The sequence below is a fragment of the Sphaerimonospora mesophila genome (assembly GCF_001417795.1).
In the GTDB taxonomy this organism is placed as follows: Bacteria; Actinomycetota; Actinomycetes; order Streptosporangiales; family Streptosporangiaceae; genus Sphaerimonospora; species Sphaerimonospora mesophila.
In genome coordinates, this window is the sequence record NZ_BCBX01000039.1 from 194,392 (window position 1) to 220,886 (window position 26,495).

17 protein-coding genes are annotated in these 26,495 nt (G+C 69.6%); 9 read left to right on the plus strand and 8 right to left on the minus strand.

Annotation, left to right across the window (positions count from 1 at the left end; all coding sequences use genetic code 11):
* Positions 1 to 40: 40 nt before the first annotated feature.
* Both AP234_RS21215 and nrdR read right to left on the minus strand, forming a co-directional pair.
* Positions 41 to 2,893: a vitamin B12-dependent ribonucleotide reductase gene (locus AP234_RS21215; RefSeq protein ID WP_055481426.1), complete on the minus strand. Its 2,853-nt coding sequence runs from the start codon at positions 2,891 to 2,893 to the stop codon at positions 41 to 43.
* 151 nt (positions 2,894 to 3,044) lie between these two features.
* Positions 3,045 to 3,506, minus strand: coding sequence for a transcriptional regulator NrdR (nrdR, locus tag AP234_RS21220; protein WP_055481427.1), 462 nt, complete (start codon positions 3,504 to 3,506; stop codon positions 3,045 to 3,047).
* A gap of 787 nt (positions 3,507 to 4,293) precedes the next feature.
* Between nrdR and lexA the strand changes: the two genes are divergently transcribed.
* On the plus strand, positions 4,294 to 5,007 hold the full coding sequence (lexA, locus tag AP234_RS21225; protein ID WP_055481510.1) for a transcriptional repressor LexA: 714 nt from the start codon (positions 4,294 to 4,296) through the stop codon (positions 5,005 to 5,007).
* A 112-nt stretch (positions 5,008 to 5,119) separates the two neighbouring features.
* A complete protein-coding gene (locus AP234_RS21230) occupies positions 5,120 to 6,223 on the plus strand; it encodes an aminotransferase class I/II-fold pyridoxal phosphate-dependent enzyme (RefSeq protein WP_235558292.1) in 1,104 nt (367 codons plus the stop codon).
* A gap of 114 nt (positions 6,224 to 6,337) precedes the next feature.
* On the opposite strand, the gene AP234_RS38790 is transcribed toward AP234_RS21230, so the two are convergent.
* The 3 genes from AP234_RS38790 to leuS form a co-directional block, all read right to left on the minus strand.
* Positions 6,338 to 8,026: a cellulase family glycosylhydrolase gene (locus AP234_RS38790; protein ID WP_055481428.1), complete on the minus strand. Its 1,689-nt coding sequence runs from the start codon at positions 8,024 to 8,026 to the stop codon at positions 6,338 to 6,340.
* 255 nt (positions 8,027 to 8,281) lie between these two features.
* The gene (locus AP234_RS21240; protein WP_235558293.1) at positions 8,282 to 11,398 is read right to left on the minus strand and encodes a S41 family peptidase; all 3,117 of its coding nucleotides are present in this window, start codon (positions 11,396 to 11,398) and stop codon (positions 8,282 to 8,284) included.
* A 192-nt stretch (positions 11,399 to 11,590) separates the two neighbouring features.
* A complete protein-coding gene (gene leuS / locus AP234_RS21245) occupies positions 11,591 to 14,053 on the minus strand; it encodes a leucine--tRNA ligase (RefSeq protein ID WP_055481430.1) in 2,463 nt (820 codons plus the stop codon).
* A gap of 418 nt (positions 14,054 to 14,471) precedes the next feature.
* Between leuS and AP234_RS35190 the strand changes: the two genes are divergently transcribed.
* Together AP234_RS35190 and AP234_RS21255 are read left to right on the plus strand one after the other, a co-directional pair.
* On the plus strand, positions 14,472 to 15,773 hold the full coding sequence (locus AP234_RS35190; protein WP_083502296.1) for a hypothetical protein: 1,302 nt from the start codon (positions 14,472 to 14,474) through the stop codon (positions 15,771 to 15,773).
* Between the two features lie 246 nt (positions 15,774 to 16,019).
* Positions 16,020 to 17,546: a long-chain-fatty-acid--CoA ligase gene (locus AP234_RS21255; RefSeq protein ID WP_055481432.1), complete on the plus strand. Its 1,527-nt coding sequence runs from the start codon at positions 16,020 to 16,022 to the stop codon at positions 17,544 to 17,546.
* 62 nt (positions 17,547 to 17,608) lie between these two features.
* Here AP234_RS21255 and AP234_RS21260 read toward each other — a convergent pair whose 3' ends face one another.
* Together AP234_RS21260 and AP234_RS21265 are read right to left on the minus strand one after the other, a co-directional pair.
* Positions 17,609 to 18,868 carry a class I SAM-dependent methyltransferase gene (locus tag AP234_RS21260; protein ID WP_055481433.1) on the minus strand — a complete coding sequence of 420 codons (1,260 nt, stop codon included), beginning with the start codon at positions 18,866 to 18,868 and terminating at the stop codon, positions 17,609 to 17,611.
* Between the two features lie 30 nt (positions 18,869 to 18,898).
* Positions 18,899 to 20,269: an FAD-binding protein gene (locus AP234_RS21265; RefSeq protein WP_055481434.1), complete on the minus strand. Its 1,371-nt coding sequence runs from the start codon at positions 20,267 to 20,269 to the stop codon at positions 18,899 to 18,901.
* Between the two features lie 381 nt (positions 20,270 to 20,650).
* Between AP234_RS21265 and AP234_RS21270 the strand changes: the two genes are divergently transcribed.
* Positions 20,651 to 21,790 (plus strand): CaiB/BaiF CoA transferase family protein, encoded by a 1,140-nt coding sequence (locus tag AP234_RS21270; RefSeq protein WP_055481512.1) that lies wholly within the window; start codon positions 20,651 to 20,653, stop codon positions 21,788 to 21,790.
* Here AP234_RS21270 and AP234_RS21275 read toward each other — a convergent pair whose 3' ends face one another.
* On the minus strand, positions 21,791 to 22,264 hold the full coding sequence (locus AP234_RS21275; protein ID WP_055481435.1) for an effector binding domain-containing protein: 474 nt from the start codon (positions 22,262 to 22,264) through the stop codon (positions 21,791 to 21,793). It lies immediately after the preceding gene.
* A gap of 105 nt (positions 22,265 to 22,369) precedes the next feature.
* Here AP234_RS21275 and AP234_RS21280 point away from each other — a divergent pair, with 105 nt between their 5' ends.
* From AP234_RS21280 to AP234_RS21295, 4 genes are all read left to right on the plus strand, one after another.
* Entirely contained in the window at positions 22,370 to 23,809 is a 1,440-nt protein-coding gene (locus AP234_RS21280) for a GuaB1 family IMP dehydrogenase-related protein (protein WP_055481436.1), read from the plus strand.
* Between the two features lie 86 nt (positions 23,810 to 23,895).
* Positions 23,896 to 24,528: a general stress protein gene (locus AP234_RS21285; protein ID WP_063843021.1), complete on the plus strand. Its 633-nt coding sequence runs from the start codon at positions 23,896 to 23,898 to the stop codon at positions 24,526 to 24,528.
* 48 nt (positions 24,529 to 24,576) lie between these two features.
* Entirely contained in the window at positions 24,577 to 24,951 is a 375-nt protein-coding gene (locus tag AP234_RS21290) for an FKBP-type peptidyl-prolyl cis-trans isomerase (protein ID WP_055481437.1), read from the plus strand.
* Between the two features lie 45 nt (positions 24,952 to 24,996).
* Positions 24,997 to 26,487, plus strand: coding sequence for a glycosyltransferase family 39 protein (locus AP234_RS21295; protein ID WP_055481438.1), 1,491 nt, complete (start codon positions 24,997 to 24,999; stop codon positions 26,485 to 26,487).
* Positions 26,488 to 26,495: the final 8 nt, after the last annotated feature.

Sequence of the window (26,495 nt, forward strand, 5' to 3'; positions counted from 1 at the left end):
GGGGAACCGGCCATCGCCGACTCCCCCGCCGTCATCTCGCTCAGCTGCAGCCGCTGGTGCTGCCGCAGCCTTCGCAGACGTAGCAGCTTCCGGCCGGACGCATCTTCGTCCCACAGGTCATGCACAGCGGGGCGTCGGCCGTACGACCCTGATGGCTCTCCAGAGGCGTCAGGGACATCTCGGCGGACCGGGACGTCTCGTCAGCCGCCACCTCCTGCGTCGGCTTCTTCTCCTCGATCGGGGCCGACTGCGCGAGCGCCGCGGTGTCCACGACCTCGTGGAGTGCGGCCGGGTCCTCCCCGCGCTGCTGTGCCGTACGCTCGGCCGCCGACAGGACGCCGAGCGCTGCGCGGTCCTCGTACGACAGGTAGTCGAGGGCCAGCCTGCGGAAGATGTAGTCCATGACCGACTGCGCCATGCGGATGTCCGGGTCGTCGGTCATGCCGGCCGGCTCGAACCGCATGTTGACGAACTTCTGGACGTAGCTCTCCAACGGCACGCCGTACTGCAGGCCGATCGAGATGGCCACGGAGAACGCGTCCATGACGCCCGCCAGGGTGGAGCCCTGCTTGGACATCTTGAGGAAGACCTCGCCGAGGCCGTCGTCGGGGTAGGAGGAGGCGGTCATGTACCCCTTGGCGCCACCCACCGTGAAGCGCGTGGTGATGCTCGGCCGCTGGTTCGGCAGCCGACGGCGGCGCGGACGCGGCACCTCGACGACCTGGACGACCTGCTTCTCGTCCTTCTCGTCCACTTCCTCAGCGGTCTTCTTGGCGACCGACAGCGGCTGTCCGACCTTGCAGTTGTCCCGGTAGACGGCCAGCGCCTTCAGCCCGAGCTTCCAGCCCTCCAGGTAGACCTGCTCGATGTCGTCCACGGTGGCCGATTCGGGAAGGTTGACCGTCTTGGAGATCGCGCCGGACAGGAACGGCTGGGTGGCCGCCATCATCCGGACGTGACCCATCGGGGCGATGGCCCGCTCGCCCATCGCGCAGTCGAACACCTGGTAGTGCTCCCGCTTCAGGCCGGGGGCCTCGACGACGTGGCCGTGCTCGGCGATGTACTCGACGATCGCCTCGATCTGCTCCTTCTGGTAACCCAGCTTCCGCAGCGCCCGCGGGATCGTCTGGTTGACGATCTGCATGGACCCGCCACCGACGAGCTTCTTGAACTTGACCAGCGCCAGATCGGGCTCGATGCCCGTGGTGTCGCAATCCATCATCAGCCCGATGGTTCCGGTGGGCGCCAACAATGAGGCCTGCGCGTTCCTGTATCCGTTCTTCTCCCCGGTGCGGAGGCAGTCCTGCCACTGACGGGTGGCCTCGGCGTGAATGGCCTCGTCCATGTCCTCGATCGTGCGCAGGTCGTCGTTGGCCGCCGCGTGCTTGCGCATGACGCGCTTGTGCGCCTCGGCGTTGCGCCGGTAGCCGTCGTACGGTCCCACGATCCCGGCGATCTCGGCCGAGCGGCGGTAGGAGACGGCCGTCATCAGCGAGGTGATCGCCCCGGCGATGGCCCGGCCGCCGTCGGAATCGTAGGCGTGGCCGGTCGCCATGAGCAGCGCGCCGAGGTTGGCGTAGCCGATGCCGAGCTGCCGGTACGCCCGGGTCGTCTCGGTGATCTTCTCGGTCGGGAAGTCGGCGAAGGTGATCGAGATGTCCATGGCCGTGATGATCAGCTCGGTGACCTTCACGAACGTGGCGATGTCGAAGGTGTCGTCGTCGCGCAGGAACTTCAGCAGGTTGATCGAGGCGAGGTTGCACGAGGAGTTGTCCAGGTGGACGTACTCCGAGCAGGGGTTGCTGGCCGTGATGCGCCCGGTCTCCGGGCAGGTGTGCCAGTCGTTGATCGTGTCGTCGTACTGCAGGCCCGGGTCGGCGCACTCCCACGCGGCCTGGGCCATCTTGCGGAAGAGGTCCTTCGCGTCGACCTGCTCGATGACCTCGCCGGTCAGGCGGGCCCGCAGGCCGAACTTGTCACCGGACTCGACCGCCCGCATGAACTCGTCCGAGACGCGTACCGAGTTGTTGGCGTTCTGGTACTGCACGGACACGATGTCCTTGCCGCCGAGGTCCATGTCGAAACCGGCGTCGCGCAGGGCGCGGATCTTGTCCTCCTCCCGCGCCTTGGTCTCGATGAACTCCTCGATGTCCGGGTGGTCGACGTCGAGGACGACCATCTTGGCGGCCCTGCGGGTCGCGCCGCCCGACTTGATGGTGCCGGCCGAGGCGTCGGCGCCGCGCATGAAGGAGACCGGGCCGCTGGCCGTGCCACCGCTGGACAGCAGCTCCTTGGACGACCGGATCCGGGAGAGGTTGACCCCCGAGCCCGAGCCGCCCTTGAAGATCACTCCTTCTTCCTTGTACCAGTCGAGGATCGACTCCATCGTGTCGTCGACGGCGAGGATGAAGCACGCGCTGACCTGCTGAGGGGAGGCGGTGCCGACGTTGAACCACACCGGGGAGTTGAAGCTGAAGATCTGATGGATCAGGGCGTGTTTGAGCTCGTGATCGAAGATCTCCGCGTCCTCGTCGGTCGCGAAGTAGCCGTGCTCGACGCCGGTCCTGGTGTAGACCCCCACCACTCGGTCGACGAGCTGCTTCAGGCTCCACTCGCGCTGGGGGGTGCCGACCGCGCCGCGGAAGTACTTGGTGGTCACGATGTTGGCCGCGTTGACCGACCAGTAGTCGGGGAACTCCACGCCGCGCTGCTCGAAGTTGACCGAGCCGTCGCGCCAGTTCGTCATCACGACGTCACGGCGCTCCCAGCGGACCTGGTCGTACGGATGCACTCCGGGAGTCGTGAAGACGCGCTTGACCTTCAGACCCTTCCGCGAACGTCTGCTTCCGCGATCCCCCGCGCCTGTCGCGGTGCCGTTCGCGATCTCCGTCATGACTTCCCCCTTCTAGGGACCGTGAAGCCCCTTCGTGTCGGACCAGGTGTCGGACCATGTGCCGAACCACGTGCCTGACCTGTTCGGACTACTCGACCACGCTGCATAACCACATCGTCGCGCCGCAGAGCGGGGACCGGTTCGGCCCCCGTCACCCTTCGGCGCCGGTTCGCGCCGCCCTGAGCTGCTCGATCTCCGTCTCGAAGTCGGCGAGCGTCTCGAATCCCCGATAGACGGAGGCGAAGCGCAGGTAGGCGACCTCGTCGAGGTCCCGCAGCGGGCCCAGGATGGCCAGTCCCACCTCGTGCGAGGGGATCTCGGCCGCTCCCGTGGCCCGGATCGTCTCCTCCACCCGCTGCCCGAGCTTGGCGAGGGAATCCTCGCCGACCGGCCGCCCCTGGCAGGCCCGCCGTACCCCCGCGATCACCTTGTCGCGTGAGAACGGTTCGGTGACCCCGCTACGCTTGCTCACCATCAACAGCACGGTCTCCTGAGTGGTGAACCTGCGCCCGCATTGGGGGCAGGAGCGCCTCCGTCGGATGGCCGCTCCGTCCTCGGTCGACCGGCTGTCGATGACCCGCGTGTCCGGATGACGACAGAACGGGCAGTACACGCCATCGCCTCCCTCAACGCGTCTCTTGACACGGCGAAGCACGAAAACCACAGGTCTGAAACCATGGGTTTGACCACAAGGTCTAGGGAACTTACACCGATGTGACTACTAGATGTTGTGGTCCAACCGTAGGAGCGCCCGACCTTGAACGCAAGTTGGGAGCCGCAGCGGGAGAGAAGTTCCCTGTTCACCCGGCGTGTCGCGACCGGCCTCCCGGCAGGGCGCTCGACGGGACCCTCATCGGACCTCACCACCGAACCCCGACAGATGCCGCGGTCCGCGCGACACGAACCACGACACGAGCCGCGACACGAGCCGCGACACAGGCAGCGACACAGGCGGCGGCCTGAACGGGGACCCGGGCGGGGGCACGGACGGAGGCACAGGCGGGAGCACGGACCAGGATGCGGCCGGCGATATGTACGGTCCGGTGTTCCAGAGCGTGAAGGCTCTGGGTTCATGCCGGAAATCACGGCGCCCTTTTCTCGATCGGCGACATCACGTGCACACTCCACCGAATCCCCATAAGGAGAAAAATCTGGAAAGTCGAACACGATGTCGATCGAACTCCCGTACGATGTGATGGAACGCCAGGATCTGCGATTTAACGGAAAATCGAACAATTGTTTGAAGATGATCTTGAATCGCGGTACGGTCACCCTGAGGAGTGCGGAAACCCTGCGCGACGCGGGGAACACGGAGCGACACGTAACGACACGAAGCGACGCGGCGCCGGTGGCCTGGCGTCCAAGACAAGTGATACAGGAAACAGGGATTGAGAGGTGGCATCGTGAGTGACCGAAGCGCCAAGGCGGATGACGCCGGCGACCTCGCGGTTCGCAGGCGTGACGCGCTTGGCCTCACCCCGAGGCAGCGCAAGATCCTTGAGGTGATCCGGGATTCGGTCCAACAGCGCGGCTATCCGCCGTCGATGCGGGAGATCGGAGAAGCGGTCCACCTCACCAGCACCTCCAGCGTGTCACACCAGCTCACGGCGCTTCAGCGTAAGGGGTACCTGCGCCGTGACCCGCACCGCCCCAGGGCCCTGGAGGTCCGGCTGCCCGGCGAGCCGGTCCTGTGGGTCGACCCGGACGCTCAGCAGGAGGAGGGCGGCTACAGCCGTCCCACCGCCGCCTTCGTGCCGCTCGTCGGCCGGATCGCCGCGGGTGGACCGATCCTGGCCGAACAGAGCATCGAAGACGTGTTCGCGCTGCCCAAGCAGCTCGTCGGCGAGGGCACGCTGTTCCTGCTCCAGGTCTCGGGTGACTCGATGATCGAGGCGGCGATCGCCGACGGCGACTGGGTCGTCGTACGGCAGCAGCCGGTCGCGGACAACGGCGACATCGTGGCCGCGATGATCGACGGTGAGGCCACGGTCAAGACGTTCAAGCGCAAGGACGGGCATGTGTGGCTGATGCCGCACAACCCCAACTACGAGCCGATCCCCGGCGACGAGGCGACCGTCCTCGGCAAGGTCACCGCGGTCCTGCGCAAGCTCTGACACGCACATTCAAGTCTGGCGGCTCCGCGGTCGGCTGTACCGCGGAGCCACAGATTAAGGTGGTTCGGTGACTTATGAGAGTGATGTTCGGAATGAACTGAATTCGCTCACGTTGACCGCCTGCCGAGCCCGTGACGGGATCAAGTGGGCGGCCGTCCCCCCGGATGTGATCCCCTCCTGGGTCGCCGACATGGACTTTCCGATCGCCCCCGTGATCAGGGAGACCATCGCGCGCCGCGCCGCCGCCGACCTCGGCTACCCCACCTGGCTGGAGCAGCCCGGCTGCGGTCCGCTGGCGGAGGCGTTCGCCGAACGCATGGCGAACCGGTACGACTGGCACCCCGATCCCGGTCAGGTGCGGACGTACACGGACCTCAATCAGGCACTGCAGGTGCTGCTGCAGTTGACGACCCGGCCCGGCGACCCGATCGCGCTGCACACGCCGGCCTACAACTCGTTCCTCGACACGCTCCGGGACATGGACAGGCGGATGCTGCCGATCCCGATCGGGCCGGACGGGCGGTTCGAGGTGCCGGCCGAGCCCGCGCCCGTACTGCTCCTGATCAATCCGCAGAATCCCGCGGGGCGCGTCTTCACCCGCTCGGAACTGGACGCGCTGGCCGAGTACGCGGAGCGCCACGACGCACTCGTGATCTCGGACGAGATCCACGCCGATCTCGTCTACTCCCCCGGGCGCCACATCCCCTTCGCCACGATCCTGCCCGATCGCACGGTCACGCTCGCGTCGGCGTCGAAGGCCTTCAACATGGGGGGGATACGCTGCGCGGTCGCGCATATCGGGGCGCGAGCCGTACGGGCGGCCCTGGACGGCCAGCCTCCGCACATCTACGGCGCGCCGGGCGTGCTGGACGTCGAGGCGTCGGTCGCCGCCTGGCGGCACGGCGACCCCTGGCTGGAGGAGATCCTGCTGATCCTCGACCGCAATCGCCGGTTGATCGCAAAACGGCTTCCCGCCGAGGTCGGCTACCGGATGCCGGAGGGGACCTACCTCGCGTGGCTGGACCTGTCCGCTTACGGGCCGCCGGTGGCGGCGGACACCGCCGGTTTCCTTGAGCGGGAGGCCCGGGTCAAGCTCGGCCCGGGCCCCCTCTACGGCGGCGGCGGCGCCTTCGTCCGTCTCAACTTCGCGACGTCGGAGGAGATCCTGGAGGAGATCCTGGCCAGGATCTCCTCCGCGCTCGGCGCACAGCGCTGAGCCGAGCGCCCGGGCCGGGGTCACAGGGTCGGGGTGACAGGGCCGGGCCGCAGAGTCGAGGTCACAGAGTCGAGGTCGCAGAGCCGACACGCGGCTCTGCGACCTTCTCCGGACTCAGGACGCGGTGCAGCTCACCGGGGACGGCACGCCGTTCGTGCCGCTCCAGGTGCCGTTGAAGCCGAACGCGGTCGAGGCGTTCGGCGCGAGCGCGCCGTTGTAGCCGAGGTTCGTCACGGTGACTCCGGCGCCGCTGTTGGAGACGGTGCCGTTCCAGAGCTGGCCGATGGTCTGGCCGTTCGGGAAGTTCCAGCGCACGGTCCAGCCGCTGATGGCGGCCGTCCCGCTGTTCTTCACCGTCACCTCACCCTGGAAACCACCGGGATATTCGTTGACCACCTTGTACGTGGCCGTACAGGCCTTGTCCGATCCGCTCGGCGAGGGGCTGGGCGACGGGCTCGGCGACGGAGACGGGGTCGGAGACGGGGTCGGCGACGGCGACGGGGTCGGGGTCGGCGACGGCGACGGGGTCGGGGAGGGCGACGGGGTCGGCGTCGGCGTCGGGGACGGAGTCGAGCCGTCGCCCACCGGCGGGATCAGGTACGGCTGGAGGATGCTCTGCTTGGCCTGGTCGACCGTCGTCCAGTCGTCCTTCACGATGCCGCCCGTGTCACCCGAGTTGGGGTTCCACGACCAGTAGGTGAACGACATCCCGTTGACGCCGGTGCCCAGGTACTTCATGAGCTCCTGCAGCCAGATCTTGTCGATGTTGTTGGCCAGCGTCGTGCCGAACTCGCCCACCATGATCGGCGCGATGTTCTGCTTGTACAGGTAACCCCAGTACTTGTCCCAGATCGCCGGCATGTTGGCCGGGTAGGCCGGGTCGTCGAACCACTTCTGGTGATAGACCGAGGTGGCGTATTCGTGCGGCGAGTAGACCAGCCGGTTGGCCACGTTGAGCCGCACCGGGAAGTCCTTGGCCTTGGTCAGGTTGCCGCCCCACCAGCCGCAGTCCTCGTCGTTGCTGGGGTCGTTGTCCCAGATGTTGGACTCTCCGCCGCTGGGGCAGCTCACGCCCTCGACGAAGATCAGCCAGTTGGGCTGCACCGACAGGATCGCGTTGCCCGCTCGCTCGGCCGCCAGCCGCCAGTCACGCGACTCGTCGCCGCAGCCCCAGCAGGAGCCCTTCGCGTTCGGGTTGGTGCCCTCGGCGTGCGGCTCGTTGTGCAGGTCGGCGCCGATGACCGTCGAGTTGCCCGCGTACCGCCTGGCGAGCGACTTCCAGTTGTCGATCCAGGTGCTCTCGGGGACTCCGGAGGTGTACCACAGCGCGGTCTGCCCGGCGCTGGTCGGCCGGTGCCGGTCGAGGATGATGCGCATCCCCTTCTGGCCCGCGTAGTCCACCACCTTGTCGAGGATCTCCAGCGGAGACAGGCCGACCAGGTCGGGGTTGGTGTAGGTGTTGACGCTGGTCGCGGTGGCGCCGGGCTTCAGCGCGTCGTCGGAGAACGGCACCCGGAGGGTGTTGTAGCCCAGGCTCGCCATCAGGTCGATCTGGCCCTTCCACGGATTGCCGGACCACAGCCCGTGGAAGGTCTTGTTGTCGGTCTCCATGCCGAACCAGTTGATGCCGGTCAACCGTACGGTCGCGCCCGTGCTGTCAACGATCTTGTTGCCATTGGTGTGCAGGTACCCGGTGCCGGTGCCGGCCGCGTAGGCCGGCGACCCGGTGACTCCGGTGACGACGAGCACGGTGGCCGCCGTCACCGCCACCGAGGCCAGCCCGCCGAGAATCCGTCGAGACAAGACGTGCCTCCCGCCCGGGGGCACGCCGACGTGAGCCGACCGGTCAGGCGCACGCCCCAGGACCACCGCTTGTGCGGTGGATGGTCGCGGCATGCCCTGACCGCACGCCTGAACAATATGAACGCTTATGGCTCGCAGGCCATTTTGTCCGTACGGCTCGGCAGCGTCAACCGACCTGAATCTGATCAGTGCTGATCACGCACTGATCAGAGGGACGACGCCTGGCCAGACGGTGAAACTTCCAGCCACCACTCGTCACGACAGCGGCGGCATCTGCGGCGGGGTCGCCGGTGGTCTCTCCTCCAGCGCAGCCAAGGCCAGCTCCACCGCCCGCGCCAGCTGCGGATCCCGCCCGGCGACCAAGTCCTGCGGCGTCACGATGACCTCGACGTCCGGTTCGACGCCGTGGTTCTCCACGCCCCACCCCTCGCCCTCCAGCCAGAACGAGTACCGCGGCTGGGTGACGACGGTCCCGTCCACGAGCGAGTACCGCAGGTCGATGCCGATCACACCGCCCCAGGTCCGCGTGCCGACGAGCGGTCCGATGCCGCGGCTCTTGATCCCGGAGCTGACGATGTCCCCGTCCGATCCGGCGAACTCGTCGGTGACGGCCACGATGGGCCCGCGAGGCGAATCGTCCGGGTACCGTCTCGGTTCGTATCCCCGGGCCAGCACCCACCCGGTCACCCGCCGCTGCAGCTTCTCGAGCACGAGCTCGGATACGTGGCCGCCGCCGTTGTCGCGGATGTCCACGATGAGCCCGTCGAAGCCCATCTCGGCACGCAGGTCCCGGTGGAACTGCGCCCACCCGGTGGACGTCATGTCCGGCACGTGCAGGTAGCCGAGCCGCCCGCCCGACGCCTCACGTGTGAACGCCCGTCGTCCGGCCACCCAGTCGTGGTACCGCAGGCGCGTCTCGTCGGCGATGGGCGTGACGACGACCCGACGGGTCTCGCCGCCGGAGCCGGGCTGGACGGTCAGCTCCACGGGCAGCCCCGCCGTACCGGACAGCAGTGCCAGCGGCCCGCGGATCGGATCGACCGGACGCCCGCCCACCGCGACGATCGCGTCGCCCGCCCCGACCGCGACGCCGGGCGCGAGCAGCGGCGAGCGGGCCTCGTGGTCGGAGGACTCCCCGGGCAGGATGCGGCTGATCCGCCACACGCCGTTCTCGTCCCGGGCGAGGTCGGCGCCGAGCAGGCCCTGGAGACGTTTGGAGTCGCAGGCGGCGCCGATGGGCCGCGCGTACGCGTGAGAGGTGCCCAGCTCTCCCTGGACCTCCCAGAGCAGGTCGATCAGCTCGGAGTAGGCGCCGATCCGTTCCACGATCGGGGCGTACCGGGCGAGCGTGTCCGGCCAGTCGACACCGTTCATGTCCGCACGCCAGAAGTGGTCGCGCATGAGCCGCCCGGCCTCGTCGTAGGCCTGCCGCCACTCCGCGACGGGATCGATGGTCACGGCCACCCGGTCCAGGTCGATGGTGACGACCTCGTCGTCCTCTCCGGTGGCACGGGTTCGCAGGCCGTTCCCTCCGGTCGCCACCAGGCGCGTGCCGTCGCCGCTGACCTCGAAGGCCCGTATCTCCCCGTCCAGTTCGCTGACCTTGCGCTTGACCAGGTCGTAGCGTTCCAGGACCGGTGCGCCTGGCTCGGTGCCGTCACCGAGCTGCCCGTTGAGCGGGTGGCGCAGCCACAGCAAGCCGTCCCTGGCGGCACGCAGGTTGGAGTAGGTGCCGGCGGGTACCGGCACGGGCACGATGCGCGCCGTCAGCCCGTCGGCATCCACCTCGGTCACAGGCGGCGGGTCCGGCTTTCCGTCCTTCTCGGCGGCGTTCTTGGCGGTGTTCCCGGCATCCGAAGCGGCGTCGTCCTCCCGGTTGAAGCCACGACCCGCGAGTGCGGGTTCGAACGGCGAGGGCGTGGTGGCCTTGAGCGGCACCAGGTACGGCCGGCAGCTGCCGGGGAAGGACAGGTCGAAGACGTGGGCGTCGTAGACCGGGTCGAACGTCCGGTCCGACAGGAAGGCCAGATACTTGCCATCCTTGGTGAAGGACGGACTGTAGTCGTTGAAACGCGGGGAGGTCACCTCGATCGCGGTGCTGCCGTCCACACGGGCCAGCTTGAGGTGGTTGCGCCAGGCCTGGTAGGCGTGCGCCCACGCGAGCCAGGCCGAGTCCGGCGAGAACGTCGGATGCTGCACGTTGCCGTGGGTCGTGCGGTCCAGCTCGCGGACGTTCCCGAAGTCGAGGTCGACCACCAGGAGCCGCCCGTCGTGAGTGGCGACCGCGGCGTGCTTGCCGTCCGGCGCGGCGGCCAGATCGAGCACCCGCCCGAGCCGGCCTGCGGCCAGCGTGCGGATCTCACCGCCGGGCGTGCCGATCTCCAACGCGTCCTCGCCGGATGCGTCCGACACCCAGACGGCCCGGCCTGCGTCGTCGAGCGGCTGCGGCAGCCGTACCCGGACTCCGGGCTCGGCGCGCAGCATGCCCGCGGGGCCGTCCCGGTGGGGCAGCCAGTGGGCGGTGCCGCGGATCTCGACCACGCTGGCCCGCCCGGTGCGGTCCGGCGTGAAGCAGCCGACCTTGCTGGGCGCCGGGCGCTTGGCCCGGGCCGGGCGCGGCCCGCTCAGTGTGATGTCCAGCTTGTACGGCTCGGCTTCCAGGTTCTCCAGCAGCCACAGATCGCCGCCGAGGCTGTAGACGACGCGGGAGCCGTCCGTCGCGGCATGGCGCGCGTAGAAGCCGCGGTGCGTGGTGTGCTGCCGCAGGTCCGAGCCGTCGGGCAGGCTGGAGTACAGGTTGCCGTCGCCGTCGGTGTCGGCGAGGAAGGCCAGGCGCTCCCCCACCCACATGACGGACCAGTGCTGCGCGGGGTTGTCGGCGAACAGGCGGGTGAACTCGCCATCGCCGGTGGCGTCCACCCAGATCTTGGCCGCGGTGCCACCGCGATAACGCTTCCACTGCGACGGCTCGCGCCACATCGCCGAGACGGCCGCCACCTTGGGGCCGTCGACCGCGGCCTCGCTGATCCTGCCGTACGGCAGAGCCGTCGCCGGGCCGCCGTCCAGTGGAACCGCGTAGGCCCACAGCTGGGAGGGTGAGCCGTGGCCTGCGGCGGTGACCGCCAGCACGTGCCCGTCCTCGGTCCAGCCGCGCACGCCCGTCATGGCGTTGCCCCAGTGCGTGAGCCGCTCGCTCTCGGCGCCCTCCAGATCGGCGGCGAACACCTCGGGCTCGCCCTCGCGGCTGCTCGTCCACGCGATACGCGTGCCGTCCGAAGAGAACCGGGGGTGAGAGACCGCGACCCGGTCGGCCGTGAACCGCCAGGCCCTACCGCCGGCCACGGGTGCCAGCCAGACGTCGTCATCCGCCACGAAGGTGAGAAGGTCACCATTCAGATGGGGGTATCTCAAATATGCACCATTTCCCACATGCGCACCTTACGCTGCGGGGGCGGGTCCGGCAGCACCCTTTTCCGGCTGCCGTGACGTCCGTGGCCGCGCCGTACCGGATCTTCCCGGGTACGGCGCGGCCACGCGATTCAGCGGGTCACACGGCCCAGCGGATCACGGGACGATGTTGACCAGCTTCGGCGCCCGTACGATCACCTTGCGCGGCGCTCCGTCGAGGTACGGCTGGACCTTCTCGGAGGCGAGGGCGAGTGACTCCAACTCGGCGTCGGCGATGTCCGGTGAAACCTCCAGCCGGTCGCGCACCTTCCCCGCCACCTGGACGACGCAGGTGACCGACTCCTGGACCAGCAGCGCGGGGTCGGCGACCGGCCAGCCCGCCTTCGCCACCGAAGGCGTGTGGCCGAGCCGTTCCCAGCCCTCCTCGGCCGTGTACGGCGCGACCAGCGACAGCATGACGGCCAGGGTCTCGGCGGCCTCGCGTACCGCCGGGTCGGCGGCGCCCGTGCCGGAGTCGATCGCCCGGCGGGCCGCCGTGGTCAGCTCCATCATGCGGGCCAGCGCGACGTTGTAGCGGTACGAATCGAGCAGCCGGGTGACCTCATCGATGGTGCGGTGGGTGACCTTGCGCAGCTCCAGGTCGCCGGTGGCGAAGTCGGCTCCGGGGGCGGAAGCGGCGCCCGCCTCGACCATCACGCGCAGCGCGCGGGCCAGGAACTTCTGCGAGGCGGCCGGGGAGACGTCGGCCCAGTCGATGTCGTCCTCCGGCGGGCCGGCGAACAGCATCGTGAACCTGACCGCGTCCACGCCGTACGCGTCGATCTGCTCGCCGAGGTCGACGCCGTTGCCCAGATTCTTGGACATCGCCTTGCCCTGGTTGATCACCTGGCCCTGGTTGAGCAGACGCAGGAACGGCTCGGTGAAGTCGACCATGCCCATGTCGTGGAGGACCTTGATGAAGAACCGCGAGTACAGCAGGTGCAGCACCGCGTGCTCGACGCCGCCGACGTACTGGTCGATCGGACCCCACTTGCGTACCCGCTCCACGTTGAAGGGGCCGTCGGTGTAGTCCGGGTCGCAGTAACGCAGGTAGTACCACGACGAGTCGACGAAGGTGTCCATCGTGTCGGTGTCCCGCTTGGCGGGGCCGGAGCACTTGGGACAGGCGACGTTGACCCACTCCTCGGCGCTCGCCAGCGGGGAGATCCCCTTGGGCGCCAGCGCCTCGCCGCGCATGTCGGGCAGCGTCACGGGGAGCTGGTCGTCGGGGACCGGGACCTCGCCGCAGTCGAGGCAGTGGATGATCGGGATCGGGGTGCCCCAGAACCGCTGCCGCGACAGCAGCCAGTCGCGCAGCCGGAAGTTGACCGCGGCCCGGCCGGTGCCCCGCTCGCCCAGGATCTCGATGATCTTCCTGATCGCGTCGGCCTTGGCCAGGCCGTCCAGCGGACCGGAGTTCACCAGCGTGCCCTCGCCGGGCGTGGCGACGCCGGTCTCCCCCGGGTCGGCCAGGCCGGTGTGCACGACGACCCTGACCGGCAGGCCGAACTTCCGCGCGAAGTCGAGGTCGCGCTGGTCGTGCGCGGGCACCGCCATGATCGCGCCGTGGCCGTAGTCGGACAGCACGTAGTCGGCCGCCCAGACCGGGATGCGCTCGCCGTTGACCGGGTTGATCGCGTAGGTGCCCAGGAAGACGCCGGTCTTCTCCTTCTCCGTGGACAGCCGCTCGATGTCCGACAGCTTGGCGACCTGCGCCCTGTAGGCGGCCAGCGCCTCGCGCTGCTCCGGCGCGACGATCTCTTCGGCCAGCGCGGCGTCCGGGGCGACCACGAAGAAGGTGGCGCCGTACAACGTGTCGGGCCGGGTGGTGTAGACGGTGACCGGTTCGTCGCGACCCTCGATCGGGAACTCGACGTCGGCGCCGGTGGAGCGGCCGATCCAGTTGCGCTGCATGGTCAGCACGCGCTCGGGCCAGCCGCCCTCGAGCTGCGCCATGTCGTCGACCAGCCGGTCGGCGTAGTCAGTGATCTTGAAGTACCACTGGGTCAGCTCGCGACGGACCACCTCGGCGTCGCAGCGCTCGCAGCGCCCGGCGACGACCTGCTCGTTGGCCAGCACGGTCTGGTCGACCGGGCACCAGTTGACCAGACCGCCCTTGCGGTAGGCCAGCCCACGCTCGAAGAAGCGGATGAACAGCCACTGGTTCCAGCGGTAGTACTCGGGGTCGCTGGTGTGCAGCCGGCGCGACCAGTCGAAGGACACCGCGTAGCGCTTGAACGAGTTCGCCTGGGTGTCGATGTTCGCGTACGTCCACTCGGCGGGGTGGAGGTTGCGCCGGATGGCGGCGTTCTCCGCGGGCAGGCCGAAGGAGTCCCAGCCGATCGGGTGCAGGACGTTGTAGCCCTTCTGGAACCAGTAGCGGGCCAGGACGTCGCCGATGGCGAACACCTCGCCGTGTCCCATGTGGAGGTCGCCGGAGGGGTAGGGGAACATGTCGAGCATGTACCGGCGCGGCCTGGGGTCCTCGGGGTCCTCTACGCCGGCGAAGGTGTCCAACTCCTCCCACCGCGGCAGCCACTTGGCCTGCAGTGCCTGGGGGTCATACACCGGTTCGTCCACTTCCACTCCTCGCCCGGCGGCTGGTACATGATCAGAATCCCCGCTCCGCGGGGTCCCCCGCTCCGCACGGGATCAGATGGGCGGCCGGGAACGCGGGCCCGAACAGGGTGGCGGAGCGCCAATAAAGGTTAGCGCAGACGGCAACCGGATCGCCGACGCCCAACCCGGGCTGACGTCGCAAGTCAAACTACGATACCCGATGGTGACAGATCCGTTGTGACCTCTTATGTCCCGTTAGTTTACTGTCTTCGCTGTGGCCGACACCTTCCCGCCGTCGGGCCTGCCGATGCAGGACCCGCCCACCGACCCCTCGGGCGAGCAGTTTCGCGGGGCATTCCCCGGTTTCCCTGCGACACCCCCCGCGTCACGTGAGACCATGCCAGGCACCCCCAATCCGGGCATGATCGCGGGAGGTAGCATGCCGCCGGACCCCAGCGAGCCGCAGCGAGCACCCGATTGGCCGGAGATCCCGCCCACCCGGCCGGAGTCCGGAGGCTCGCCCTTCACGCCCACGGTCCGGTCGTTCATGGCGGCCTCGCCGCACCACGCTCCAGAGCACGGCGGCCCGGAACACAGCGGTTCAGGACACGGCGGTTCAGGATACGACGGCCCGGGACACGGCGGCAGGGAATACGGCGGCTCAGGACTCGGCGGCACGGGATACGGCAGCACAGAACAGCGCGCCCAGAGCCACCGTGGGCCTGACCCGGGCCAGGCCGGTGCGGGACGGGGCCCGGACCCGGACCACCGTACGGCCCACATCGACCACCAGGCCACACGTCCCCGTCCGCACCCCTCCGCCGCCCATCCGCAGACGGCGGCCGCACCGCCGATGCCACCACCGCCCCCGCCACCGCCGGATGATCCGTACAAGCCGTTCGTGACGGCGGGGCAGATCAGCGGGCCGAAGACACCGCCGGCGCACCGGCAGCAGGAGCTGTGGAACACGGTCTTCGGGGAGAACTACGACGCCATCGACGAGTACGAGGACGACGAGGGCGGCCGGCCGGTCTGGCTGTTCGCGCTGGGCGGCTCGGTGCTCGTCGCGCTGGTCGGGGTGCTGGTGTGGGCGTTCGTCGCCGGTCCACTCAGCTCGTCCAGCGAGGCCGACGCCGACCCGGTCACGCCGTCCGCCAAGCCGTCCCAATCCGTGGTGGCCAAGCCGCAGTCGCGCTACCCCACACTGCCGAAGTTCAAGGGAACGGCCTCACCCGTCAACGGCACGATCGCCGACCAGACGGGCCGGATCACGGTGCCCAGGCTCGGCGGGAAGTGGCAGCTCGACCCGGACGGCCAGACCGTGCAGACGAAGTACGGCTTCGCCGGCAGGCAGCACGTCCAGGGCATCCAGGGGGCGCAGGAGGCCGAGCTCATGTGGGGCCCGCTGTCGCAGACGCTGGCCGCGAAGTACACGACGCCGGACAAGCTCGGCCCGGTGGTCAACGCGGTGGCCATCTACGCGCGGCAGGCGCTGCTGCCCAAGGGCAACAAGGCGACCAAGATCGCACAGCAGAAGCTGACGCGCAACGGCAAGACCGGTCTGCTGTCCGCATACAAGATCACCTCGGGCGTGGACGAGACGACGATCGTGGTGGCGGCGCTGGACACCGGTGGCGACCTGCCCGCGGTCGTCTACATGGCGGTCCCCGGAGACCAGGCCGACCTGCTCCCCGACGTCAACACGGTCTTCCGGTCGATCCGCCCGCTCAAGCAGCAGTGAGCGACCGCCGAGGCGGGCCTTCCTGCGGCCGTCCGGCCGTACGTCACGTCCCGGAAGGACCGCCCGGCGATCCCGCGTGTACGGCCGCGCCGGCCCGCTGAGTCCGCGCGGCCACGTGAGCTTCGCCTACTCCAGATCGTTAGGTGACCTGAATCACAAAATGTGATACCTACCGGTAGGTATGTGCCTTGGCACATGTCACCGGAAATACGGGTCACCACACCCCGAACAACGGAGGAGGGGCAGATGCTGAACCTGTCCGTCGTGCTGGAGGACAGCGCCAGGGAGCACCCCGACCATACGGCCGTCGTCTACGAAGACCTGCGTCTGCCCTACTCCCTCGTCGATTCCATGGCCAACCAGGTCGCGAACCTGCTCGTCTCGCGCGGGATCGGCCGGGGCGACAAGGTCGCGCTGGCCTGCCCCAACCTGCCGTACTTCCCGTTCGTCTACTTCGGCATCTTGAAGGCCGGGGCGGTCGTCGTGCCGCTCAACGTGCTGCTTCAGGCCAGGGAGATCACCTATCACCTGGACGACTCCGAGGCGAAGGCGTTCTTCTGCTTCGAGGGCACGCCGGAGCTGCCGCTCGGCGAGCGCGGACGGAAGGGCTTCGAGGGCGCCGCGGGCGCCGAGCACTTCTTCGTGCTGCCCGCGACGCCGCTCGCGACCGAGTCTCCGTACGGCGAGAGCCTGTGGGCGGCGCTCGACGGAGTGCCGGGGACCTTCGAGACCGTGGCGACCTCGGCCGAGGACACCGCGGTGATCCTCTACACCAGCGGCACCACCGGGCAGCCCAAGGGCGCCGAGCTCAGCCACCAGAACATGCTGCTCAACGCGATCATCAGCGACGAGATGTTCGCCCGGCAGGAACAGAACGTCTACCTCGCCACGCTGCCGCTGTTCCACTCGTTCGGCCAGACCGTGGTCATGAACACCGGGTTCCGGCGGCACGCGACCATCGTCCTGATGCCGCGGTTCGAGCCGGTCGCGGCCCTCGAGCTCATGAATCGGGAGAACGTCACGTCGTTCGCGGGCGTGCCCACCATGTACTGGGCCATGCTCACCGCCGTACGCGCCGGGCAGGCCGAGGTGCCGACGTCGCTGGCCACCGCGGTCTCCGGCGGCTCGGCGCTGCCGGTCGAGGTGCTCAAGGACTTCTCCGCGACGTTCGGCGTCGGCATCCTGGAGGGCTACGGTCTCTCGGAGACCGCGCCGGTGGCCTCGTTCAACCAGCCGGGCAGGCCCGCCAAGGCCGGCTCGATCGGCACTCCGATCTGGGGCGTGGAGATGCGCCTCATCGACTCCGACTGGAACACCACCGACGACATCGGCGAGATCGCCATCCGCGGGCACAACATCATGAAGGGCTACTACAACCGGCCCGAGGCGACCGCCGAGGTCATGCGGGACGGCTGGTTCCGCACCGGCGACCTCGCCCGCCGCGACGAGGACGGCTACTACTTCATCGTCGACCGGGCCAAGGACATGATCATCCGCGGCGGTTTCAACGTCTATCCCCGGGAGCTGGAGGAGGTCCTGATGACCCACCCGGCCGTCTCGCTCGCCGCGGTCGTCGGGGTGCCCCACGATTCCCACGGCGAGGAGATCAAGGCGTACGTCATCCGCACCCCGGAGGCCACCGTCTCCGAGGAGGAGCTGGTGGCCTGGTGCCGGGAGAACATGGCGGCCTACAAATATCCGCGGATCGTCGAGTTCCGCGACGCCCTGCCGATGACCGCGACCGGAAAGATCCTCAAGCGGGAGCTGCGGTAGGTCTTTCACAGCCGCCGGGACTCCGAAAGGGCCCTCTGCGGCTGCTTCGGCGTTGGCGGCCGCTACGGCCAGTGGAGGGACGGGCGCAGCGCGACCTGCGACCGTCCCCGGTCGTCGAGCCTGACCCCGAGCACCTGGTGGAGCTGCACCTTGTTGCGCTCGAAACCGACGACGCAGCCGGCCATGTAGAGCCGCCAGACACGGGCCGTCCCCTGGCCGACCTCCTCGACCGCCTCGTCCCAGTGGGCGTCGAGGTTGGCGCACCACTCGCGCAGGGTCAGGGCATAGTGCTCGCGCAGGTTCTCCTCGTGGCGGATCTCGAAGCCGATGTCCTCCATCTGGCGGATCAGGTGGCCGACCGACTCCAGCTCCCCGTCGGGGAAGACGTAACGGTTGATGAAGCCGCCCTTGTTGAACGTCTTCTCGGTCCCCGTCGGGCGGGTGATGCAGTGGTTGAGCAGCCGGCCGCCCGGCTTGAGCTTGCCGTACAGGAAGGAGAAGTAGGCCGGCAGGTTGTCCTTGCCGATGTGCTCGGTGAGGCCGATCGAGCTGACCCGGTCGAAGCCGGTCTCCGTCACGTCGCGGTAGTCCATGTGGCGGACCTCGGCGAGGTCGGTCAGCCCGGCCTCGGCGATCGCCTTCTGCGCCCACTCGGCCTGCTGCCGGGAGAGCGTGACGCCCAGGGCCTTCACGCCGTACTCCCTGGCCGCGTGCATGACCATGCCGCCCCAGCCGCAGCCGACGTCGAGCAGCCGCATCCCCGGCCGGAGGTCCAGCTTCTTGGCCACCAGGTCGAACTTGGTGTACTGCGCCTCCTCCAGCGTGGAATCGTGCTCGGGGAAGACCGCGCAGGTGTACGCCATCGAGGGGCCGAGCACCCACTCGTAGAACCGGTTGGAGACGTCGTAGTGGTGCTGGATCGCCTCGGCGTCGCGCTCCTTGGCGTGACGGCTGCCCAGCTTCGCCAGCGTGCTGCGGCGCATCTCCTGCGGGGGGAGGTCGACGCGCATCATCAGGGGCTTGATGCCGAGCGACCGGACCGCGTCGATCTTCTCGCGCAGCGGCAGGTCGTTCAGCGTGAGCGACCACATGTGGTCGAGCAGGGTGTACATGTCGCCGTGGACATCGATGTGGCCCGAGATGTAGGCCCGGGCCAGCCCGAGCTCTCCGGGCGCCTGCGCCAGATGGGCCACCGCGGCGGGGGTCTTCACCTCGATCGAGACGTCCGCGTCCTCCGGGCCCGTCGCGCTGCCGTCATAGGCGGTCAGGCGGATGCCCGTGTCGGTACCAACGATCTTCTCGAAGATCTTCGCAAGAGACAATCTGCACCTCTCCCGGCTGTCGCGTACCGCCTATCTACCCCGGACGCACTTGTCGTACAGGTCGAGCAGCCGTCCGCCCGGGTCGTACGTGCGTTTGACGGGCCAGTAGGCGTCCCCGTTGTACAGCCGCCAGAACTCCTCCCGTTCGTAGAACGAGGTCGAGTACAGCGACTTGTGGCCGTCGAGCCGGTGAACCGCCTGCTCGATCAGCCGGTTGTAGTAGCCGTCGTACTGGCCGCGCGGCAACGGGACCATGCCCCAGAAGCCGAAGTTCACGTAGAGGCGGCCGGGCTCGAGCGGATACAGCGACCACTCGGCCGTGGACTTGAGCGGGCACATCCACACGGGCGTCATCCCGACCTCGCCGGAGAAGAAGTCGAGGAACTCGGCGCCCCGCTCGACCGGCACCTCCACGTCCTGGATGACCGACTCCTGCACCGGGTTGCCGCGCCATCGGTCGACACGTGCGGTGACGCCGTACCGCTGGTCGAGCCCCACGAGCCTGCGGTAGACGTCCGAGCGGAGCCAGCGGCGCGGCACCAGCGAGCGGACCAGCGGCTGCTGCACGCCGAAGGCCCGCGAGCACCAGAACCAGTCGGTGTCCCACCGCCACAGGTAGTCGCGGATGGTCAGCCAGTCGCGGGAGCGGCTGCGGATGGACTGGTAGTAGATCCGCATGCCGGTGTAGTCGGACGTGTAGGGCGCGCGGTCCGAGAACGTGCCGACCGTGATGTACATCTCGTTCGGCCCGAAGTAGGTGCCGTCGACGAAGTCGACGGGCTCGCCGTCGTACGCGCGGTTCTCGCAGATCTCGTGCATGGCCAGCATGCACTTGTCCGCCTCGGTGAACCGGATGTGGGTCAGCCGCACGAACGGCTTGACCTTGGCGAGCTTGATGCGGATCCGCAGGGCGTACCCGAGCGTGCCGTAGGAGTTGGGGAAGGATCGGAACAGGTCGGCGTGCTCGCCCTCGGGCCGGGCCACGACGACGCGGCCGTCCCCGGTGAGGATCTCCATCTCCTCCACGGACTCGTGCGGCAGGCCGCGGGAGAAGCTGGTCGACTCGATGCCGAGTCCGGTGACCGCGCCGCCCAGCGTGATCGTCTTGAGCTGGGGCACCACGTACGGCATGAGCCCGTGCGGCAGGGTCGCGTCGACCAGGTGCTCGTACGTGGTCATGCCCTGAACCTCGGCCGTCATCGTCGAGGGATCGACCTGGATCACCTGGTCGAGGTCGCGGGCGGACAGCGCGGCCGTCTTGGCGGGTGCGCGGAAGCGGAACAGGTTCGTGGTGGCCTTGGCGAGGCGGGGCGCGGCGCCCTCCGGGATCGCCGCATAAGATTCCCTGATCTGCTCGACCGCCTTCGCATGGGCGGTCATACTGGCCGTGCGCTCTGGCATGGAACCACCCCCTGGATCGTGAGATCGCCTCCGGGCCGTGTCCGGCCGATCTCCCTGCCTACCTGCGGCACGTTCGTCTGGCCGATCCTCGCTACGGCAAAGATCCACCGGACACTCCCTTGCACGCTATCCCCCGAGAACGTCGCAAACCAGAGCCGACACGTTACGCCCGTGAAAACTCTCCGGATCGTCCGCGACGCCGGGGGAACGACGCCGTCGAAGGGTAGATCGTATCTCTTTTCGATTCCTCGACCGAGCCGGGGGTCTGTTTCCGGCAATTCGCACGACGTCGGCAACCGAAGCATGTTCTACTCTCCGCGTGGGGAGCGTCCCGGACACGACCCGGTGCGGTCGAGCGCGGAGGACATCGCGGAGGACATCATGGAGGAGCCCCGGAACGGCCCGCTGGCCGGGGTGAAGGTGCTGGAACTCGCCGGTCTGGCGCCCGGACCGTTCGCCGGCATGATGCTGGCCGACCACGGCGCGCGGGTGTTGCGGATCGACCGGGTCGAGGCGGTCACCGACGTGCCCCGGCGGGACGTCATGGACCGCGGCAAACGCACGATCGGGCTCGACCTGAAGTCACCCGAGGGCGTCGCGGCGCTCAAGAGGCTGGCCGCCGGCGCCGACGTCCTGATCGAGGTGTTCCGGCCCGGTGTCGCCGAGCGGCTGGGGATCGGTCCGGCCGACCTGCACGCGGTGAACGAACGGCTGATCTACGGCCGGATGACCGGCTGGGGCCAGGAAGGGCCGCTCGCGTCGGCTGCCGGGCACGACATCGACTACATCGCGATCTCCGGTGTGCTGTCGCGGCTCGGCCGGGCGGGCGGCAAACCCACTCCCCCCGTCAACCTCCTCGGTGACTTCGCCGGCGGCGGCCTCATGCTGGCCTACGGCGTGCTGCTCGCCCTGTTCGAACGCGAGCGCACCGGGCGGGGCCGGGTGATCGACGCCGCGATGGTGGACGGCGCGGCGCTGCTGTTCGCGATGTTCTACACCGGCATCGCCGACGGCCACTGGGGTCCGCGCGGCACCAACCTGCTGGACACCGGCGCGCCGATGTACGACACGTACGAGACGGCCGACGGAGGGTTCCTGGCGGTCGGGCCGCTGGAGCCGCGGTTCTGGACGGAGATGCTCGACCGGATGGGCCGGGTGGCTGACGTGGCCGACCTGCCGAGCCGGGACGACCCGGCCGGCTGGCCGCTGCTGCGTGATCGGCTCACCGCGATCTTCCGGTCCAGGACCCGGGCGGAGTGGGAGCGGGTCTTCGAGGGATCGGACGCCTGCGTCTTCCCCGTGCTGGACGTGGACGAGGCCGTCGCGCATCCGCACAACCGGGCGCGGGAGACGTTCCTGGAGATCGGCGGTGTGCCGCAGCCCGCCCCCGCCCCGCGCCTGCTCGGCGTCGAACGGGGACCCGGCGACCTGGCGCCCGCCACCCGCCTGTACGACCTCACCGAGTGGGGCCTGCCGGAGGACGAGGCCGAGGCGCTGCGCGAGGCCGGTGTGCTGGCCTGATCAGGATTCTCCGAACGACGGCAGGACCGCCACGTACAGGTCGACCCCGGCCGGGTGATGCACCTCGAGGTCGGTGGTGTGGGCCCGCACCGGGGTGCCGCCCGACTCCGTGTGCTTCCACACCTGCTGCCACGTCTCGAGCAGCGCGCCCGGCATCTGGCCCCGTGCCTCGAACAGCATGGCCGGGACACCGGGGACCCGTACGGCGACCATGCCCTCGGGCAGCCGCGCCGCCGTGCGTACGGCGATGCCCACGATCTGGGTGTAGGCCCCGGTGTGGTCGCTCTCGTAGTCCGTCAGCACCGCGTAGAGGTTCTCGTCGACCCGGCCCGGCACATGGGCGAACGCCCCGGGAGATCCGGCGCGCGTCCACAGTCCCGGCAGCTGGGCACGCGCCGGGTCGGCCTCCGCCGCGTTTGTCGTCCGTACGGCGTAACCGACGACGAGCACCTCCGGCCGGTCCACGATGATCACAGCTTCTCCTCTCAGGCGAGGTCAATGTATCCGGTGCCCGGGTCTCCCCTCGTCCCGGGCCGGGAATGCCCGACTATGACCACTCACCGCATAGGCTGGACAAACGTGCGATTCCTCAATGATGTGACGCCGCCCTACGATCTCACGTACAGCGATGTCTTCATGGTGCCCTCCCGATCGGCGATCGGGTCGCGCCTGGACGTCGATCTCTCGACGAACGACGGCACCGGCACCACGATCCCGATCGTGGTCGCCAACATGACCGCCGTGGCCGGGCGCCGCATGGCGGAGACCGTGGCCCGCCGCGGCGGCATCGCCGTGCTTCCGCAGGACATACCGATCGACGTGGTGGCCGAGGTCGTCCAGTGGGTGAAGGGCCGCGACCTGGTCCACGACACCCCGATCACGCTGACGGCCCACCACACGGTCGGCGAGGCGCTGAGTCTGCTGCCCAAGCGGGCGCACGGCGCGATCATCGTCGTGGACTGGCAGAACCGCCCGGTCGGGGTCGTCACCGAGGCCGACTGCCAGGGGGTGGACATGTTCACCCAGCTCTCCCAGGTCATGTCGGCCTCGCCGCAGACGCTGCCGCGCGGGATCGACCCGCAGGCCGCGTTCGACGCGCTGCACGAGGGGCGGCACCGGCTCGCCCCGGTGGTCGACGCCGACGGCGCCCTCGTCGGCATCCTCACCCGTACGGGAGCGCTGCGCTCCACGCTCTACCGGCCCGCCGTCGACGCGGAGGGCCGCCTGCGCATCGGCGCCGCCGTCGGCGTGAACGGCGACGTGGCCGCCAAGGCCAAGGAACTGGTGGAAGCGGGCGCCGACCTGCTCGTGGTCGACACCGCCCACGGCCACCAGGAGAAGATGATGACCGCGCTCCGGGCGGTCCGCGCGCTCGACCCGGCCGTGCCGGTCGCCGCGGGCAACGTGGTCACCGCCGCGGGGGTCCGCGACCTGGTCGAGGCGGGGGCCGACATCGTCAAGGTCGGCGTCGGGCCCGGCGCGATGTGCACGACCCGGATGATGACCGGCGTGGGCCGGCCGCAGTTCTCGGCCGTGCTGGAGTGCGCCGCGCAGGCCCGTGCCCTGGGACGTCACGTGTGGGCCGACGGCGGTGTGCGCCATCCGCGCGACGTCGCGCTCGCGCTGGCGGCCGGCGCGTCCAACGTGATGATCGGTTCGTGGTTCGCGGGGACGTACGAGTCGCCGGGCGACACCCGGATCGCGCCCGACGGCCGCGCGTACAAGGAGAACTACGGCATGGCCTCGGCCCGTGCCGTACGGCTGCGCACCGCCGACGACTCGCCGTTCGAGCGGGCGCGCAAGGCGCTGTTCGAGGAGGGCATCTCGACGTCGCGGATGTATCTGGACCCCGCGCGGCCGAGCGTCGAGGACCAGATCGACGCCATCGTCGCCGGGCTGCGGTCGTCCTGCACCTATGCGGGCGCGACCGACCTGGAGGAGTTCCACGAGAGGGCCGTCGTGGGCGTGCAGAGCGCCTCCGGATACAGCGAGGGCATGCCGCTCCACCAGAGCTGGTGAGCCCGCCGTCGCCGCCCGGACAGGCATATCCACTGTCCGGCGGGTAGTGCGGTCATGCAACGACCGCACTACCCGCGGAGGCGAAAATGTTGGATTCCCCGGCCAGGGGACGGCTCACTTCGGCGGCCGACCAGCGACTGCTGGTCAGCTACGACAACTACGCGGCGGCCCAGCGCACGGTCGACACCCTGTCCGACGCCGGTTTCCCGGTGGAGACGGCCACCATCGTCGGCACGGACCTGCGCCTGGAGGAGACCGTCACCGGGCGGCTCACCAACGGCAGGGCCGCGTTGACCGGTTTGATCACCGGGGCGGTCTTCGGCTTCGTCGTCGGTCTCTTCCTGGGGCTGTTCACCACGACCACGACCTCCTTCATCTGGCTGGTGCTGTGGTCGATCCTCTGGGGCGCCATCGCCGGCGCCGCCTTCGGTTTCGTCAGCCATGCGTTCACGGGCGGCGTACGCGACTTCTCGTCCCGCAGCTCGATCGTGGCGGGACGGTACGACGTGCTGGTAGGTGCCTCCGTACTGGATCGGGCCCAGGCCCTGCTGCAGGGCGGGCTGGCGCCCGCGGACACCGTCGTCGTCGAACGCCCGCCGACCGCGGGCCCGGCGGCGGGCGCGAAGGGCACGGCGACGGGCCCGGAGATGGGCACGGAGATGGGTACGGATCGGGGCGCGAGCCGGGACACGGCACGGTACGACGGGTCCGACCGGTAGAGTCGATCACCGGCCGGAAGCCCCGGCGTGAGAGGACAGGAGACGCACGTGACAGCGGAGAAGCCCGAAATCGACTTCCCCGAGGGCGAGCCGCCCGCCGACCTGCAGATCGTCGACCTCGTCGAGGGGGACGGGCCCGAGGCCAGGGCGGGACAGGACGTCACCGTGCACTACGTCGGGGTCGCCTTCTCCACCGGCGAGGAGTTCGACGCGTCGTGGAACCGCGGCCAGCCGTTCCAGTTCCCGCTGGGCGGCGGCCGGGTCATCCCCGGATGGGACCGCGGCGTGGTCGGCATGAAGGTCGGCGGGCGGCGCCGCCTCACGATTCCGCCGCACCTCGGGTACGGCGACCGCGGCGCCGGCAACGTCATCAAGCCGGGCGAGACGCTCATCTTCGTCGTCGACCTGCTCGGCGTCGGCTGACCTACCGGTCTGGCGCGGCGGGCCGCCGGCGTCGATGATGGTCGGGTGATCTCGGTCGCCGAATCCACCCCCGACACCCGGCTCCCCCCGCCGCTCGCCCGGCGTCCGATCGCGGCGATCGCGCTGGCGGTCGTCGCGGTGCTGCTCGCCGTCAGCCCCTGGTACGGCTACCACCGCGACGAGCTGTACTTCCGGCTGCTGGGCGAGCGCCCCCGATTGGGCTACTTCGATACCCCACCGCTCACCCCGACGATCGCCCGGGTGTCCACGGCGGTCTTCGGCGACACGGTGGTCGCCCTGCGGATCGTCCCCGCCCTGCTGGCCGGGCTCCTCGTGGTGCTCGTCGCCCTCCTCGCGCGGGAGTTCGGCGGGGACCGTACGGCACAGCTCCTGGCCGCCGTCGGCACCGCCGTCGGAGTCTTCCCCCTGGTCGCCGGGCACTCGCTGCTGACGCTGACCCCGGACATGACGCTGTGGGCGGCCGCCGCGCTGTGCCTGGCGCGTGTGCTCCTGCGCGGCGACGGGCGCTACTGGATCGCGCTGGGTGTGATCGCCGGTGCGGCCACCTACAACCGGCACCTGATCGTGATGCTGCTGGGCGGCGTCGGCGTGGGCCTCCTGGCGGCCGGTCCGCGCGAGGTGCTGCGGGACCGTCGGCTGTGGCTCGGCGCGCTGCTGGCGATCGTGATCGCCTCGCCCAACCTGGTCTACCAGGTGACCCATGACTGGCCCCAGTTGCAGATGGCCGAGGCCCTCCGCATCGACGAGGGCGCGGACAACCGGATCGCCTTCGTGCCGCTGCAGCTCGTGCTGCTCGGCCCGCCCCAGGCGGTGCTCTGTGTCGCGGGCTGGATCGGGCTGTGGCGCGGCCGGGCGACGCGGGCGTTCGCGATCGCCTACCCGCTGGGCTGCGCGCTGACGCTGCTGTCCGGCGGCCGGCCGGACTACACGGTGGGGTTCCTGCTCTATCTGTTCGCGGCCGGCTGCGTCGCCGCCGCCCGGTGGCAGCGGGATCGGCCGCTTCGGCGGCGGACGCTGGCGGCCGCGCTGGCGGTCGGCGCGGTGACCGCGATCGTGACGGCGCTGCCCGTCATCCCTGCCGGGTCCATCGGCGGCACCCCGGTCGCCGAGATGAACGAGGTGGCCCGCGAGTCCGTCGGGATGCACGATCTCGCCCGGCAGGTCGGCCGGGTGGTGGACGGGCTTGCGGCGGCGGAGCGGGCCGGCGCCGTGCTGGTGGCGTCGAACTACGGGCAGGCGGGAGCGCTCGACCGGTGGGCGGAGGAGTTCGGGCTGCCGCCCGTCCACAGTCCCCACAACGAGCTGTGGTGGTGGGGGCCGCCGCCGGAGAGCGCCCGGACCGCCGTCTTCGTCGGTGTCCCGCCCCGTGCCCTCGCCGGCGCGTTCGCCGACTGCTCGCTCGCCGCGACCCTCGACGGGCTGCCTGGCGAGGAACAGGGCCGGCCGCTCACCGTCTGCCGCGAGCCCCTCCGGCCCTGGGCCGGGCTGTGGCCGGACATGCGCCATTACAGCTGACACCACCC